Below are 17064 nucleotides of genomic sequence, written 5' to 3' on the forward strand. Positions count from 1 at the left end.
TCCATGAATTCAACCTTGGGTACGCACTTCTTATTCTACTATATGAGGGAAAGGGGAAATATAGCCATGTTGGACGGGGGAGGAAATAAACCCCTTCTTGGTTTTCTGGCCCCGTCCCTCAGCTAAAGGGTCCCCACAGTTTCGTTGTTCATTATAATGAACATAATGTTCTCGGTAATTAATATAAAAATAAGATATAAAGAGATAAATAGAGAGAAATAACGTTTTTTGTTCTTTTTAACGAATAAACGACCGAATTTGAAGTTTTTCAATCCATGACATTTGTCTTATACTTCAAGTATAAAGTTCGTTAAAAAGAACAAAGTGAACTTTTGAACGAACCAAAATAATAGGGTGAAAACGAGGAGGAATTTAGAAATGGGAATTAAGCAAAAATTAGGTTTAGGCGTAGCATCAGCAGCACTAGGATTGGCATTGGTTGGGGGAGGTACATATGCTTACTTTAGTGATAGTGCGGAAGCAAATGGAACTTTCGCAGCGGGGACATTGGACCTGAGTGCCAATCCTACAACAGTCATTGATGTTGAGAATATTAAGCCTGGGGATACTATGCTTCGTTCTTTTGATTTAGTAAACGGTGGTTCTCTTGATATTGCTACAATCAATCTTGAAACAGACTATACTGTCCAAGGTAATGGCAATAATACAGATGACTTTGGTAAGCATATACGAGTAAACTTCTTAATTAATGCTGATAAGCTGGATGCTCCTATTTATAGCACGACCTTGGCAAATTTGAAATCGATGTCACCAGACGTAATTGAGGGCAATATCTTTTCAGGTTGGTTAGCTGAAAGAGGAGGAAAACTTGCAGCGGGTACGTCAGATAAACTTTATGTTCAATATGAATTTGTTGATAATGGCCAAGATCAAAATCAATTCCAAGGGGATTCTTTAGAACTTAAATGGACATTCAATGGTATGCAAGGAGCAGGCGAAGCACGCTAATATCAATAAAGAGAAAGGTGGGTTCCCACCCACCTTTCTTCTATTAAATAACAATTTGATTTTCTGAAGAAGTCAGAAGGATATAACTTCTGACTTCTTCAAGAAATTAATTTATCACATATCCAAAGGATGTGATCTCCATAAGATACCCAAGAACAAGAAAACACAAAACCACCACAAAAAAGTGGAAGCTCCTCTGTCAACTAATGGCCATCTGGTATGCTACTACCATTACGTCTTCATTTGTTGACGGCAGTACTGGAGCCTATTTTAACGACCAAGATGTTGCGACCACTGTCATTACAGCAGGTACCTGGAGTATCTGGGATAAAAGTTCATTAAAATTCCCTGATAACCAAGATAGAACAGTAGAAGCATGTGCTCCGGTAGACATTTCAGCCAAAATAATAAATACGGGAAGTGCCATGCAAGGTACAACGGAATATGAAGTATTCTATGAACCTGGTGGAAAAAACCCTATGAAATTTGGTGAAAAGATAAGTAGTGAAAGGATTCAACCTATACTTGAAGGAGTAACTGACACGATTATCTTTAACGCAACTCAGTCGGGTGCTTATAAATTTAAAGCTTTACAACGCCCAGGTCACGGAAATAAAGAAGACACCAGACATGAATTATGGAGTGAAACAATTACTATAAAATGCGAACAAGAAACACCAAAAGCGTCGGATAAGGGCGGAGATGAAAGTAAACCCGAGCCACAAGAGAAAATAGACAAAAAAGAAGAACAGGAATTAACCGAACCTGACACCACTACTGATCAAAGAAAAGAGAACATCAAGGAAGAACCCCCTCCACAGGAAGAGGAAAAGCAAGTACCAGAACAGCCTGCAGTCCCTTCTGAGCCAGAACCAGAAGTGGAAGTGGAAGAACAATCCGATGTTACAGGAACCAGTGTCCAATCTTCAGAAGCGCCGCCAGCCAAGGAAGAAGAGCAAGTAGAACCATCTCCAGCTTCACCTGATAAAACTAGTAATCAATAGTAAAAGAAAGGTAAGGTTGATGAAAAAATGAAGCTAGCAAAAAAAATACTAAGTACGAGTATCACGGTCATTCTGTATGTGGTATTGTTTATGATGATATTCGTTGTCGTTTCATCCAAGGCAGCCGGTGGAGAACCCCAATTTATGGGTTATCAAATCAAAACAGTGTTATCAGGGTCGATGGAACCTGATATCCAAACGGGATCAATCATTGCGGTGAAACCTGGAGGGGATATGATCCGTTTTAAAGAAGGCGATGTCATAACATTTAAAGAGAAAGAGAACATTCTGATTACTCACCGGGTTTTAGAAGTGATGAAGAGCGGAGAACACGTGATGTATAAAACAAAAGGGGATAATAATGACGCTCCAGATCTTGAACCAGTGTTATCTGAAAATGTAGTGGCAGAATACAAAGGGTTCACGATTCCCTATATAGGCTACTTCATGAATTTCATGGATTCGAAAAACGGAGCTTTAATGTTCATCATCCCGGGGATATTACTCCTTTTATATTCAGGTTTTACGATTTGGAAAGCCCTCTCGACCATCGATCTTTCACCAAAAAAGGAGGAAGATTCGATCGAGAAGAATGTATCATAATCTGTTTCAAGAGAAGCGAGGGACGGACCTCTTGCTTCTCTTTTTTCATTTTTAATAAGATTTAGAATTCCAACACTAGATGGTTTCTTTCCCAAACGGAATCTAACCAAACGCCTTTTCAGAGGGAATTAAAATGGGCAGCCATCATGTTTATGGCGGCTGCTATTGTAGGTGGTTACACCTAAGGATGTTTATAACAAGATTTACTTGAAAAAACCACTATCGCCATGCGGATGAAGCCACTCAAAATGAACTTCTGTCCAGTGGGATTGTCTCTGTACTTACGAAGGCCTTGGAACGGAAAGAGCTGATTATGTAATGTAATCAGCATTTTTCTATTTTTTTGCCCCTTGAAATATTGATCATGGGGAATGATGATAATCGGAAAGCATTTCTGAATCTAATAGAATTTCAAAACCCTCCTCAATTCTCACAATAGATCAATGGGGTGGTCCTAAAGTAAATTTTCACTATTCATATCATTTCCACTCTAGTGATATTTGTAATTTTCCTCATCTAGTTAGAAACCCTTTTTGGAATAGTAAATTAACCCCCCCTGAAACTAAATAGAGAGAAGATTGAAAAGGAAGTCAATAGTGTAGATAAAGATTTGCTATAGTTAGCAGGCCAAGAAGCATATGAAAAACCGTCTTTTAATACTGAATCGGTTGTTAGTGAAACTGAATACAGAGTAACCAATATTCACAGGTACAAGTCTAAAAATTCTATCTTGACGATGTAGGAGGTTATCATTTGAATAATTGGGGTAATTATACAAATATATAAGTCTTAAGGTATGATTTGATTAGCGTAAATACATAGTATAAAAGAAACGTAAAAAAGAAGTCTGCTCCCCTACTTTTTTCCTGTTTTACCTGATTAATCTAAGTATTATCCGAATGAACTGTTAATACTTTACAGACTTTTATACAATATAAAGGTAATTCTTTAAATGAACCCATCCAATTAGGAGGATCAGACATTCATGAATACTAAAAATAAATGGATTATATGCGGAATCGGACTTTCATTATTACTTGGAGGATGTATGAATATGGATAATGCGAATGGTAATGGTGTCGATGAGAAGGAAAGTGCGCAAAATGGAGTGGAAGATCAGTATGAAAGAGTACAAGATTATAAAGGCGAAGGATACACATTAAATAATGGCGAAGAAAACGATAAAATTGCAGAAGCTAAAAGTGAAGAAATAGAAAAAGCGGTTAAAGAGTTTTTTTTAGAAAAATATAAGACTGAGGTAAAAGTTCATAATCTTGTGGGAAATTTAGATGGAGTGACGGTATTTGTAGAGTCGACAGGACCTGTTCATTTTTATTCTTATGCCATTGTTCCAATAGATCAGGGAACAGAAGAAATCGTGACTAGTAAAGTTAGAACACAAGAAGGTGAAGTTGAGAGAGGTATCCGGGAAGGATTATACAGATTGATATTTAAGAAAGAATTTAAGAATCTGGATACTTATCTTGAGAAGGTGGTTTCAGAAGAAGAGGTTGTAGGAAGAACAATTGAATCTCTTCAAAATGTTGGTGGTTCTGGTAATATGACACCTTATTACTTTATGTCATCATTAAATACAGACGAAGCAATTAAGCCTGTCTATGATCTATATATGAAAGATCAAGAAACAAATATCGATACATTAAAACAAGCGTATAATGCAAAATTGTTCAACGTGGACAACTTAAGAATTAACATTATGCTATTTATGGAAGAAGAGAACGTACCACCTAGCGAAAAGATAATGAAACGTGTTGCGAAAGATATAGAGGAACTGAGTGCTTTTCCCCAAGGAACATATAGAGTTGCAGTAAATGATAATGGCGTTCACAAGGAATCGTTTGAAGGGTTTAAAGATAATTCAATAGAACAAGAAATTATTCGTAAGGAATAGGTGGTTTGGAATATGTCTAAAATACACAAACCAGTGACAGATGCTGCCAATGTAGCAACTGTTAAAAAGGTGGAGATTGATAAAGATTTAGTTGAATTAGCGGGGTTGGTAGCTTATCAAAAACCTGTGAGGCACAAAGTTGTGGAGGTTAACGGACACACATATGAGGTTATTGATACCTTGTACGGAGATCCAACTGGCCTGGATGCTCTCACAGTTGAAAACGTCAAGTCAAAAGAAATTTCCGTCATTTACGTAGGTACGGATGCAGGGGCTGTAAACGGTAACCAGGATTTACTAACGGATGCCCAACTTTTGAGCGATTTGACACTACCGCAACTGGAAGCGGCGGGAAGTTATCTCACAAAAGTAGATAAGGAAAGTAAAAATAAAGGTGGAGTGAAGTACGTCGCGGGAAACTCTCTTGGTGGTCCATTAGCAAGCTATGCTGTTAGAAATCGACCAGATATAAATGCAGTAACACTAAACCCGGCACTTCTTCCAAAAGGTGCTGTCGATCCCAACAAAAACTACGACAACATCACCAACTACTTCACCAACTATGACGTCTTAACCGGAACGCTTATTGCCCTGAATCTCGATTCACGCATTCCAGGAAAGAGATACGATATTTCGACAGGTATACCGGTGATCGGCGAGAAATTCAGTATTCTGAAAAACAATCATACGGGATATACCGATGGAGGAAAATATGAAATCGGTCAAACAGGATCCCCTGGCCATGGCTACATTCATGACGAAGCCGATGCCCACATCGTGACAAGCATCTGGACGGGAGAACCCCTCTATGGTGGCCATTCGGATAGAATTGAAATCAATCGGGATAATCTGAACCTGTTGGCTGAAGCCCTTGCAGGGGATGTCATCACAAGATTGAGGTATGCCCAGGACTACTTGACCAATTCGCAAGATATCGCCCAGCATGAAGGAGACCGTTACTCGGAGCGATTGAGCCGCTTGCAGATGATCTTTGAGGATTCTTTCGAAAACTTGATTGGCAATCCTTTATTCATAGGCATCACGACGACGGGACATCGTTTGACCTCGGAAATCGACCATTTAATTTCTCTCGTGAATATGGCTGAAAACGCCAGTAAATCTCTCAACGGTGTTTTGAATTCCCCACCGGTCGAATTGGTGGAGCACTTATTCAACCAAAACATCAGTGTCGAGAGCATTTTCGGCCAGGCCCGAAATCAGCTGCTTGAATTTAAACAGGAGATTACCAGTCTGACAGGATTCCTGCAGAACATCCTTCATAAGGAGATCCCGGAGCTATTTAGCGGGGGGAAGGAAACCCTGGAGGACCTCCTTGTGAACGATATGCTGGCACACTATAAGATTATCGATTTCAATAGTGTAAAGATGAATAGTCACATAGCCGAATTTAAGAAGCAGGTTGAGGAGCTCGCAATAAACTTTGGAGAACGTGATTCTTCTTTAAGTGCAAGCATTTCGGGAGGGGCTTCGGTTCAACATGAAGTAGTGATGCCGAAGAAAAGTGACTACGTGCTGGAAATGTCTGACCACATGCTCATCGGTATGAAAGTAAAAGAGATTTACTTGGATGGGTCCTTTGAAGGTTTTAAGGGAGTTTCCCACCGCTTTCTATTACCGCTTTTAGGCGGTTTGACTGGGATTGCTTTTGCCATCGAAAACACATTGGAGGTCATCTCCGCTCAAATCAAGGGTGCCATGAATATTGCCCTGAGTGGGACGGTTCCTGGAAAGCTCATCAGCATCTTCTCGGACTTCGATGACAAAATCCGCTCGTACGTTTCTTCCGCACTGGAGCCGATAGACGAATTGGCTGCCACCATTGAAGGACTCCGGGACGGATTAACCAGGTTGACGATTGGATTTCCCGCGTTACTTGACAGCTTCAGACCTTATATCGACTCTGCGATTTTTGATTTAACGAGCTACTCCAATATCCATATTTACAATATATCAGCCATGGCCATTCATGAAGAAATGGAAATGCTCTTTGACGACATCGTCTACCAACTCAGTCATCATAAAGGAAAATCGATTCAAGCATTATGTGAAATTTCACAACGTGTGAAAGACAACATGATCCAACTGCGTCAACAAGTGGATCGTGTGACAATGTAGGGACAGGTCATCCACTTGTTCCTATTTTTTTTTTGCTCTTTTCGCAATTGAAAGCTCTTCAATCAGTAAATGAGGAAATTCGACTTGAATGGTCATTGCTTCCGAGCATCCCTACCCAAAGAAAATTCGACACGGAGGATCAATTATTCATAAAGAGGATCAATAAATCAAAAACAGGATTAATCATCTCAAATCAGGATTAATAATCTCATATCCGGATTGAAAATAGTCCAATCCGGATCAAAATCTCTGCGAAAGGGTTGCGTATCAGGATTAAAAGCCAAACCTGCCTCCTCTAATCCGTTCAGGATCCCACTCCAGCTGAAAAAAACAACCTAAAGTCATTTTCCGTCCAAAATCAGCAAAATATAGTCGTTGGACCTCCATTTGAGCACAAAGTCCATACCTCATAGATGCGCTGCTTCAACAATTGAGACCCATAAGCTATGTGGCTGGACAGGTGAAATCCGGATGCGCAGGGGGCAGCCTACAGGGGAATCATCTACTACCTTTTTCTGTATAATAACCACTATGTGTTTACGATAAGAGCCTTTTATTAATAGGAATAAAATCCCCCTTTTGTCATATAGCCACATTTATGAATTTATTGTAAAATAAAAAAGACAGAAAATTGCAAGCGTTTGCACTAGTCCGAAATAACTACAAACATATATATCCTACATTTTTTTATCCCTTTGTGCAAACGTTTCCACAAACATCAAGAGCACTTCTATTATTCTATTAATCCAATTTAAGAGGGGGAAAGCATGAATGAGAAACATGACTAAGCGTCGATTCTCAATGTTGATGGTCATCATGATGCTTCTTAGTCTGTGGTCGCCATTTGTACCTGCAGCTACTGCTGTGGCAGATGGAGGTACCGCGGCTGACACAGCTGATACGGGTGATCGCACAGTACGCTTCACGTATGATCGTGAAGACCAAACGTATGACGGCTGGAATATATGGGCCTGGAATACCGGAGTAAAGAATGATCAAATCAACTTTGACTCCTATGAAAACGGAGTGGCGGTAGCAAACATTGCAGTTGCACCTGAAACAGAGCAATTCGGCTTTGTTCTTCGCAGTACAGAGGATTGGAATACGGCGGAGAAGGAGTTTGGCGATCGTTTTATTAAAGTGAATAAAAACGACACCCTCACCAAGGCGTACATAACAAGCGATGTCGAGGAAATCCGCATTGTACCGGATGGATCGGCTCCTGTCATCGATCAAGGAAATGCGACGTTCTATTATCGTGATAAAGAACTGTTCGCAAACGATGCGATGGATACAATCGAAAAAGCTGAGTTAAAGTACAACGGGGAAACAAGGGAAATGACATATGAGCCGGAGAATGAACGATTCGTACTTGCATACGAAAACATTCCGAATGGGAAAAACCCGTACTCCTTTTTAGTCACGAAAGATGGTAAAACGACAGAAGTAAGTGACCCTTATAATTCAGTCAATGGTGAATCGTTTCTTGACTTTCAAAAGGCGGATCTGAAGGTTACGGGTTCAGTGTCACCAACTGCTGTAGACTATAATGAAAACGCTGTCTTATCTGTTGAGGTCGATGGACTGACAGAGGATGTGAAAATCCAAAAAATCACGGCAGATGTTTCTTCACTAGGCGGATCAGAGAAACTTGAAATCGATCCTTCATTAAAGGAAGTGACCTTGGCAGTCGATGATGATGTAACGGCAGGAACGAAATCGATTCCTCTGACCGTCGTGGATTCCTACGGTAACTACTATGAAGGTTCAACAGAGATTGAAGTGAAAGCAAGACAGTCTGTTGGCGATTCGGATCTCGATTGGGACGAATCCATCATTTATTTCATGCTGACAGACCGATTCTTCAATGGGGATACGTCGAATGATGATCCTTACAATCTGAATTATGATCAAAGCAAACGCGGAACTTACCAAGGTGGAGATTTTAAAGGGATCACGGAGAAACTGGATTACCTTGATAATCTTGGTGTGAACACGATCTGGATTAGTCCGGTTGTGGAAAATGTGAAATATGACGTGCGTTCAACAGCAGGAAACGAGGGCGAACCTTATTTCGGTTACCATGGCTACTGGGCAAGTAACTTCGCTGAGTTGAATCCTCACTTTGGATCCATGGAGGATTTCCATACCTTAATCGATGAAGCACATGACCGTGGCATAAAAATCATGGTTGATGTTGTCTTGAATCATACCGGGTATGGGTTAAAAGAGATTGATGGTGACTTAGCTGCAGATCAGCGTCCAGCAGGTTATCCGTCCGATGCAGAAAGAGCTAATTACAGCGACATCGTTCGTCAAGGCGCTAATGTCGGCACGGATGAAGTGGTTGGTGAATTAGCAGGACTTCCAGACGTCATCACGGAAAATCCAGAAGTTCGCCAGCAAATCATCGAATGGCAAACGGATTGGATTGAAAAAGCTACAACAGCAAAAGGAAATACGATCGACTATTTCCGTGTCGACACTGTAAAGCACGTTGAAGATACGACTTGGATGGCCTTTAAAACCGCCATCACGGAAAAAATGCCTCAGCACAAAATGATTGGTGAAGCCTGGGGAGCAAGTTCTGACAACCAGCTAGGTTATCTTGATACTGGAATGATGGACTCCCTTCTGGACTTCGGTTTCAAAGATATCGCTCATGAATTTGTCAACGGCAACCTGAAAGCAGCCAATGATAAATTGACGGCTCGAAACGGTAAGATTGATAACACGGCAACACTTGGACAATTTTTAGGAAGTCATGATGAAGACGGATTCTTGTATTCGTTAGACGGAGATGAAGGTAAGCTGAAAGTGGCCGCTTCTCTTCAGGCAACCTCGAAAGGGCAGCCGGTCATTTATTACGGTGAAGAGCTTGGACAAAGCGGGGCGAACAATTATCCGCAGTATGATAACCGCTATGACTTTGCCTGGGATGATGTAGAAAATAATGACGTGTTGGAGCACTATACGAAGGTTTTAAACTTTAGAGAGGCACATTCCGATGTGTTTGCTAAAGGGGAGAGAAAAACTGTCGGCGGTACGAATAGCGATAAATTCCTCGTATTCTCTCGAGACTATAAAGAGGACTCTGTTTACGTTGGTTTGAACGTGGAGGACGAAGCGAAAGAAATTACCCTGACTGTTGATTCTCCTGGTGCAGTCGTTACAAATGCTTATTCTGGAGAAGAATACAATGCTGACGGAAGGAAGGAAGTGACGCTGACACTTCCTTCTAAAGCAGACGGCGGTACGGCGCTGTTTACTGTTGAAGGCGGTAAGATTACAGGTGCTGAAGCAGGAACAGGTTCAGGGGGAGAAGATCCTGAAGTAGAACCGGTTCCGGAAAACAACATCCGTATCCACTACAACCGTACAGATGGAAACTACCAAAACTACGGCGCATGGCTATGGAACGATGTGGCTTCACCATCGGCTAACTGGCCGACAGGGGCTACCATGTTTGAAAAGACCGACAGCTATGGAGCTTACATTGATGTTCCCCTGGCTGAAGGAGCAAAAAATATTGGCTTCCTTGTAATGGATATTACAAAAGGGGATGCCGGTAAAGATGGTGGAGATAAAGGATTTACGATCCCTTCACCTGAGGTAAACGAAATTTGGATCCAACAAGGATCGGATAAGGTGTATACGTATGAACCGGCTGATCTGCCGGAGAATACGGTGCGTATTCATTATGAGCGTGAAGACGGGAATTATGAAGACTACGGTGTCTGGAACTGGGGAGATGTCGCAGCTCCATCAGATAACTGGCCGACAGGCGCGGCTGATTTAGCGGGTAAAGACCGTTATGGAGCATATGTAGACCTCCCGTTAAATGAAAATGCGAAAGAAATCGGCTTTCTTATGCTGGATGAGTCGAAAGGCGATGCCGGTAAGGATGGAGGCAACAAAACGTTCAATCTGTTAGATAAGTATGATCACTTATGGGTCAAACAAGGTGACGATACCGTATACATTTCTCCACATGGTGACGTGGCAACGGGACTAATTTCTTCTGAGGTCATTTCTGATGATACGATCCGGTTGAATTTCACGATGACAGATGGTTTGAAAGAAGAAGCGTTATTGTCCGGTTTAGCCATCAAAGACAGCGCTGGATCCGACGTGGCAGTGGAAAGTGCTGAAATTACCGGGGACAAAACAGTGGAAGTAAAAGCTGATTTTGACCTGGAAAAACTGCCACTCTCCATCACCTACTCTGGCAGAACCGTTTCAGCTTCTGCAGGATGGAGATTGCTTGATAACAAGTATGCCTATGATGGTGATGACCTCGGAGCTACTTATAATAAAGGGAACGCAACCTTAAAATTATGGGCACCGAAAGCAAGCAAGGTAGTCGCGAACTTCTTTGATAAAAAAGATGCTGCGAAACCAATCGGCAGTGTGAAACTGACCCTTGGTGAACAAGGCGTCTGGTCAACGGAAGTAAAGGCAAAAGACTTAAAGGTAAAAGATCTGAAAGGCTACTACTATCAATATGAAGTAACCAATGGCAGCGTAACGAAAAAAGTCTTGGATCCTTACGCCAAATCAATGGCTGCTTTTACAGTGAATACAGAGGGTGAAGCGGGACCTGATGGCGATAACATCGGGAAGGCAGCGATCGTCGACTTAAAAGGGACGGACCCTAAGAAATTCAGTCATGCTTCCATCGATGGCTATGAAAAACGTGAAGATGCGGTCATTTACGAGGTACACGTCCGTGACTTTACGTCCGATCCTTCAATTGAAAAAGATTTGAAGAAGGAAAGATGGGGTACCTATGATGCCTTCATCAAAAAGCTTGATTACATTAAGTCAATGGGTGTGACCCATGTTCAACTGCTACCGATCATGTCCTGGTACTACGGCGATGAAACGAATATGGGCGAACGTGAGCTTGAGTATTCAGCGGGAGGAAATGAATACAACTGGGGTTATGATCCTCACAGCTACTTCTCCCCGGATGGTGCGTATTCACAGGATGCCACTGATCCACAATTACGAATCGAAGAAACGAAACGATTGATCGATGCCATTCATGATAAGGGTATGGGTGTTGTCCTCGACGTCGTCTACACGCATATGGCCAAAACAAGCACACTGAACGATATCGTGCCAAATTACTATGCGTTCCAGGATGACAAAGGAAACTTCCTTGGAGGCTTCGGGAACAATCTGGCCACCAACCATACGATGGCTGAAAAATTGATGGTCGACTCAGTGAAATACTGGTTTGACGAATACAAGATTGATGGTATGCGCTTTGATATGATGGGTGACGCAACGTACCCATCCATCCAAAAAGCATACGACGCAGCGGCTGAAATCAACCCGGATGCATTGTTCATCGGGGAAGGCTGGAGAACATTCGCAGGTCACTTATCTGATCCTTCCCTTGAAGGAATGGGTGCCGACCAGGATTGGATGGACAAAACCGACGACGTAGGAGTCTTCTCTGACGAAATCCGTAACGAATTGAAATCCGGGTTCGGTTCAGAAGGTGAGCCGCGATTCCTGACAGGTGGGGCCCGCGACATCAACACGATTTTTAACAACATTAAAGGACAGCCGGGCAACACAGCAGACGACGACCCGGGCGACATGGTCCAATACATCGCAGCACATGACAACCTGCCGTTATACGATGTCATTGCCCAATCGATCAAAAAGGACCCGGCCATTCCGGAAAACAACCTGGAGATTCATAAACGTATTCGTCTTGGTAACTCCATGATTTTAACATCACAAGGAACAGCCTTTATCCACGCTGGCCAGGAATACGGCAGAACGAAGCAGTGGCTAGGGGAAGGCGTACCGGAACAGAAATACCATGAGTTGGAAGACGAAGAAGGCAACCCATTCGGCTACTTCATCCACGACTCCTACGATTCATCCGACGCCATCAACAAGTTCGACTGGGAAAAAGCAACGAATAAAAAGAAATATGAAATCAATACAACAACGAGAGAATATACAGAAGGTTTGATTAAGCTAAGAAGATCCACCAATGCTTTCCGTTTAGGCGAGCAAGAGCTGGTCGATCAGAATGTATCACTGCTTGATTTACCTGAGATTGCCGATACAGACTTGCTGCTTGCTTACAAGAGCGTATCCACTGATCGTACGGGGGAGTACTACGTATTCGTGAATGCGGATAGCGAAGCGCGTACCCTATCAATAGGAGACTATGACTTCTCGAAAGGAAAGGTTGTAGTAGACAATGACGAAGCGGGAACTAAGCTTGTTTCAAAGAAGTCTGGTTTTACATTGACGAAAGATACTTTGACTTTGGATCCTTTGACTACTGTTGTGATTAAGGTGGATGAGAAGGGTAAGAAACGGGACTAGGGAGCCATTTCAATAATAAATGGGTGAGTTTCCTGCACTACTGCAGTGGTTTTAACCTTAAAATGGACTTTTTTGATGGGAAAGTGAGCTTTGTTGGGTTTGAGGGCCGTTGAAAGGCTTAGTTAAAGTGGCCTTCGAGGATATTTGATCCGGCTTGTGGTGGAATTGAACTCGATTTACGATTATTAATCCGGTTTTAACTTTTTTGATCCGGAATATGTACAATTGATCCACTATTCAAATGAATTGAGCATCTGTGTCGAATATTCTTTATTTAGGTTCACTTGCCATTAAATCAAGCAAACTATTGGTCGATGAAACAAAGTATTCAGGAAATCCCTTGATCAACTTTTTTCCACCGTTCTCCATAATAGAATGATAAAGTCAAAAAAGCATCAAAATGAAAAACTCAAGAATGTTGATTTAATGGCATTCTTGGGTTTTATTTATTTAGTTTTTGTCTTGAAAACCGGTCTACTCTTATAACTGTTTAAGATACTCTTCGATTTTTCTATACGTATCATAACGGTCAGCCCCTGAAAGAACGACAATTTTATCAGCGATTAACCCATCTTTCTTCCCGCCGCAGACAATGAGTTCTTTTGCCACTTTTCCGCTTATCGCATTGCGGGGGTAAATCGGGCATTTTAACCTGTTCGCCAATAGTTCTGCTGCCGGATAATCATTAAATGTACCAATCACAATCGCCTTTTCTAGCATATCATCTTCCTCCTTCGGTTTTTCAGTCGGTTTAGGTGTATCCGGCAAATACGGTAGATTAAAGTATTCCAGTACGCCTTGAGCTGTTTCTCTCGCTACTTCTTTTTGATAGTCTTTATCAAGCAACAGCTTAGCTTCGTCGGGGTGATCCATGAAACCATTTTCCGTCAGGATGACGACCCCTTCAAATTCCCTGGTTATATGAAGGTTCTGCTCTATGATTCCCCGTCATACTTGCTTGGTCCCTTGCCTTAAATATTTCCCTACGCTATTGGCCAATTCCCTTGCATACTTACTTCCAGGATGGATATGAACAGAGATCCCACTTGGATTTGCCCCGCTGAGTGACCCATCAAATGCATTGAAATGAAAGCTCACTAACACGATTTTCACATTTGATGCACCATATTTATTGATGTAGAAATTTAATAATCGATTTGCTTCATTCGTTCTGGCAGTTAACGGGACGTCTGTGGTCGTTGGAGAAATATCATGGACGATGACCCCATGTCGCTTCAATTCATCCCAAAAAAATTCACTAACAGGCACATTGAACTCATTTTCCTTAATCGACCTACCTAGAGAGTTGATATAGGGAGTCCTCTTGCCAGGAGTCTCTAATCCATGACCAGCATAGCATCCCGTAATACTACATAAATCATCTGAATTCCCCCTTTACTAGTACTATATTCACAGCTTGTCATTTTGGTAACGGTGGGGCAGGGGGGAGTCGATTCTCTGTCCTTTATAATGAATTATAGGGAAGATGTCTTTCTATCATTCTTTTAGGAATAAACGGTTTGTCTATTTGGAAAGTATGTTATTATTCTAAAGTAGTGAATACGACTTATGTCTCTGTATGGTTCTTTAGTTTTATACAGATCTTTACACAAACCATCTTTCATAATTCGTACGATAAAGGCAAACCCATTGAAAAGTGGTGACGCAAAACTATAGGGGCTAATTTCATGATGACGATGCTTGCCAGTTTTCGAAACGGACTCCTGCGATTTATGAACATGGAGGAGAAATGATGAAGGTGACTCGATTCTTATCACAAATGAAGTTTAGATGGCACTCTATGAGGATCCACTACAATCTCGTATTACTAGAGGGCTGTTTAGATTGCCGAATCAAAAAGAAACTGCAGGAAAAAATAATGTACCATGAGATGAAGTTGAATAACCTTTGTTTGTAGGCGCCTTTTGTAGGTGCCTTTTTTATTTGGGGTTTTAATTTGAAATTGCTTCTAAACTAAAGATGAAAGAGACCTGCCTAGACGGTATCCATACAACTATCCGTAGGTATTTCCATTTGATTCAAAATGAACTCTGGAAAAGAAGCAAAGACGTGGGACCGTAGTGAAATAACAGAGAAGTAAAAGAGAGAAGTTCCGGAAAAGAAGGTCCTGAATATGCCATCCAGTAAATGACTGAAGAAAGAATCGTGGTATTCAGTAATAAATTAATGAACATAAGGGCTGTTTGTCGTTAAGAGGGTTTGCCTTCTTATCAACTGGCCATTAATAGTACGTACGGTCTTTTGACCCTCTATATGATTGGATTATGCTTGGTCATCATCTTACTTGCTACCATTCTGTCGAAAGTCTACCGCTTTACAGAAACTGAATGATGCGGCCTTTTTTTATCCTCGGTTTTCATGAATAAGGGAAACTACGGGACACCGCTCGCCTTTTTTCTCTTCGGATCAGCAGGACTTGTAGTCGCCATTATCCTCATGGTCATTCAACAATTATTGATGAGCACGTTGGGAGTATTCTATGCACCAAAAGGGAGTGCCCAACAGAACGGAGTAAAAGCAGCACTGCAAGCAGTGAAAAGAATGTCTATGGTGTATGGGGCAATGGGCGGCATCGCATTTCAATTGCTTCATGTGTCAATCATCGAATCATTCATGCAAGCGATCGATTCATAGCAGACGCCGATCCCATTCACTATGCTTACTCTTGGCATGCAATTAACCAATATCGCGGTCAAGGCCATTGATTGGAGGAAGCTCTATACATCGCTATCACTGAAATTGATCGCCTCCCCAATGATTGCAGCTCTACTGGTTCTGCCTATGCCTTTGGATAACATGACAAAGCAAATCATGATCATTATGGCGGCGACACCTACAGCTGCGAACACTACGATGTATGCGATCCAGTTCCAGACAGAGCCACAGAATGTTTCAAGTACAACGCTCATTTCTACAATTATGAGCATTATCAGGCTACCCTTTGTTATATATTTAGCGATGTAGTCCCAGATTGATTTACTGATCTCGTATCTAACAATGGAGGGGGATCAGTAAATTAAAGTTGAATTTGGATAGATTGTCGTTTTTCCTATTGATATAATGTTTAAAGATATGGTATATTCTTTTTCGGCTTACAAAAAGATTAAGATGAGTAAGTTGAAAAAAGTTTTCATTTTTAGTTATTTAGAAGTTGACTTCTGCGAAATTAATTGTTATAGTTATACATGTCCTTAAGCCGGATGTTTTATTAATAAGGCCCATTGGTCAAGCGGTTAAGACACCGCCCTTTCACGGCGGTAACACGGGTTCGAATCCCGTATGGGTCACCAATATGGAGGATTAGCTCAGCTGGGAGAGCATCTGCCTTACAAGCAGAGGGTCGGCGGTTCGATCCCGTCATCCTCCACCAAGTTTTTTTACGCAAGTAAAATAAATTACAGAAAATTGCGTCAGCAAAATATCTTTCCTTAAGCTGCTGGATGAAGTGAATTTTAATTAAGTTGGCTTCATTTAAACGCAAAGTAATGAAATGTGCCGGTGTAGCTCAACTGGTAGAGCAACTGACTTGTAATCAGTAGGTTGGGGGTTCAAGTCCTCTTGCCGGCACCATTCGGTTTCTTATTTATTTAAATGAGCCATTAGCTCAGTTGGTAGAGCATCTGACTTTTAATCAGAGGGTCGAAGGTTCGAGTCCTTCATGGCTCACCAAAGATTTTCGTGAATGCGAAATATCTAATATTCATTTCATGCGGGTGTGGCGGAATTGGCAGACGCACCAGACTTAGGATCTGGCGCCGCAAGGCGTGGGGGTTCAAGTCCCTTCACCCGCACCATTTATTTCGCGGAAGTAGTTCAGTGGTAGAACACCACCTTGCCAAGGTGGGGGTCGCGGGTTCGAATCCCGTCTTCCGCTCCAAAGATTGCCGGGGTGGCGGAACTGGCAGACGCACAGGACTTAAAATCCTGCGGTAGGTGACTACCGTACCGGTTCGATTCCGGTCCTCGGCACCAAGATTTTTTGCGGAAGCAAAATAATCTTCATTGGTTTGCGCTAGCAAAATATCTTTCCTTAATTTGCGACAGTCGGTAAGGGAAAAACAT

The 17064-nt window shown here is 41.8% G+C and carries 8 protein-coding genes, 7 tRNA genes, 1 pseudogene and 1 riboswitch; of the genes and pseudogenes, 15 read left to right on the forward strand and 1 reads right to left on the reverse strand.

Annotated features, from left to right (window positions below):
• Positions 1–378: 378 nt before the first annotated feature.
• The 6 genes from AC6CIB_RS19430 to AC6CIB_RS19455 all read left to right on the forward strand — a co-directional run bounded on the left by AC6CIB_RS19430 (position 379) and on the right by AC6CIB_RS19455 (position 12981).
• The gene (locus AC6CIB_RS19430; RefSeq protein ID WP_498283471.1) at positions 379–969 is read left to right on the forward strand and encodes a CalY family protein; all 591 of its coding nucleotides are present in this window, start codon (positions 379–381) and stop codon (positions 967–969) included.
• Positions 970–1100: 131 nt separating this feature from the next.
• Positions 1101–1973 (forward strand): amyloid fiber anchoring/assembly protein TapA, encoded by an 873-nt coding sequence (gene tapA / locus AC6CIB_RS19435; RefSeq protein ID WP_498283473.1) that lies wholly within the window; start codon positions 1101–1103, stop codon positions 1971–1973.
• A 27-nt stretch (positions 1974–2000) separates the two neighbouring features.
• Positions 2001–2576, forward strand: a complete 576-nt coding sequence (gene sipW, locus AC6CIB_RS19440; RefSeq protein ID WP_498283475.1) for a signal peptidase I SipW — start codon at positions 2001–2003, stop codon at positions 2574–2576.
• A 985-nt stretch (positions 2577–3561) separates the two neighbouring features.
• Positions 3562–4488, forward strand: coding sequence for a DUF1672 family protein (locus tag AC6CIB_RS19445; RefSeq protein WP_498283477.1), 927 nt, complete (start codon positions 3562–3564; stop codon positions 4486–4488).
• 12 nt (positions 4489–4500) lie between these two features.
• A complete protein-coding gene (locus AC6CIB_RS19450; protein WP_498283479.1) occupies positions 4501–6624 on the forward strand; it encodes an SA1320 family protein in 2124 nt (707 codons plus the stop codon).
• Between the two features lie 771 nt (positions 6625–7395).
• A complete protein-coding gene (locus AC6CIB_RS19455; protein WP_498283481.1) occupies positions 7396–12981 on the forward strand; it encodes a pullulanase in 5586 nt (1861 codons plus the stop codon).
• 480 nt (positions 12982–13461) lie between these two features.
• Here AC6CIB_RS19455 and AC6CIB_RS19460 read toward each other — a convergent pair.
• Positions 13462–14349, reverse strand: a pseudogene (locus AC6CIB_RS19460) (N-acetylmuramoyl-L-alanine amidase).
• Positions 14350–14611: 262 nt separating this feature from the next.
• Positions 14612–14697: riboswitch (cyclic di-GMP riboswitch) on the forward strand.
• Between the two features lie 663 nt (positions 14698–15360).
• Between AC6CIB_RS19460 and AC6CIB_RS19465 the strand changes: the two are divergent.
• The 9 genes from AC6CIB_RS19465 to AC6CIB_RS19505 all read left to right on the forward strand — a co-directional run bounded on the left by AC6CIB_RS19465 (position 15361) and on the right by AC6CIB_RS19505 (position 16974).
• On the forward strand, positions 15361–15636 hold the full coding sequence (locus tag AC6CIB_RS19465; protein WP_498283483.1) for a hypothetical protein: 276 nt from the start codon (positions 15361–15363) through the stop codon (positions 15634–15636).
• Positions 15637–15672: 36 nt separating this feature from the next.
• A complete protein-coding gene (locus AC6CIB_RS19470) occupies positions 15673–15966 on the forward strand; it encodes an AEC family transporter (protein ID WP_498283513.1) in 294 nt (97 codons plus the stop codon).
• Between the two features lie 251 nt (positions 15967–16217).
• Positions 16218–16292 (forward strand) — tRNA-Glu (locus AC6CIB_RS19475).
• A 4-nt stretch (positions 16293–16296) separates the two neighbouring features.
• Positions 16297–16372: transfer RNA gene (locus AC6CIB_RS19480), tRNA-Val, on the forward strand.
• Between the two features lie 124 nt (positions 16373–16496).
• Positions 16497–16572: transfer RNA gene (locus AC6CIB_RS19485), tRNA-Thr, on the forward strand.
• A gap of 23 nt (positions 16573–16595) precedes the next feature.
• A tRNA-Lys gene (locus tag AC6CIB_RS19490) sits at positions 16596–16671 on the forward strand.
• A 40-nt stretch (positions 16672–16711) separates the two neighbouring features.
• Positions 16712–16796 (forward strand) — tRNA-Leu (locus AC6CIB_RS19495).
• Between the two features lie 8 nt (positions 16797–16804).
• A tRNA-Gly gene (locus tag AC6CIB_RS19500) sits at positions 16805–16879 on the forward strand.
• A gap of 6 nt (positions 16880–16885) precedes the next feature.
• Positions 16886–16974, forward strand: a tRNA-Leu gene (locus AC6CIB_RS19505).
• The last annotated feature ends 90 nt before the right edge of the window (positions 16975–17064 follow it).

Source organism: Rossellomorea sp. GQ25 (assembly GCF_059758515.1).

Excerpts from the sequence above, each read along its gene's own strand:
- AC6CIB_RS19430 (WP_498283471.1), top strand. The coding sequence starts at position 379 with ATGGGAATTAAGCAAAAATTAGGTTTAGGCGTAGCATCAGCAGCACTA.
- sipW (WP_498283475.1), top strand. The coding sequence starts at position 2,001 with ATGAAGCTAGCAAAAAAAATACTAAGTACGAGTATCACGGTCATTCTG.
- AC6CIB_RS19445 (WP_498283477.1), top strand. The coding sequence starts at position 3,562 with ATGAATACTAAAAATAAATGGATTATATGCGGAATCGGACTTTCATTA.
- AC6CIB_RS19450 (WP_498283479.1), top strand. The coding sequence starts at position 4,501 with ATGTCTAAAATACACAAACCAGTGACAGATGCTGCCAATGTAGCAACT.
- AC6CIB_RS19455 (WP_498283481.1), top strand. The coding sequence starts at position 7,396 with ATGAGAAACATGACTAAGCGTCGATTCTCAATGTTGATGGTCATCATG.
- AC6CIB_RS19465 (WP_498283483.1), top strand. The coding sequence starts at position 15,361 with ATGAATAAGGGAAACTACGGGACACCGCTCGCCTTTTTTCTCTTCGGA.
- AC6CIB_RS19470 (WP_498283513.1), top strand. The coding sequence starts at position 15,673 with ATGCAATTAACCAATATCGCGGTCAAGGCCATTGATTGGAGGAAGCTC.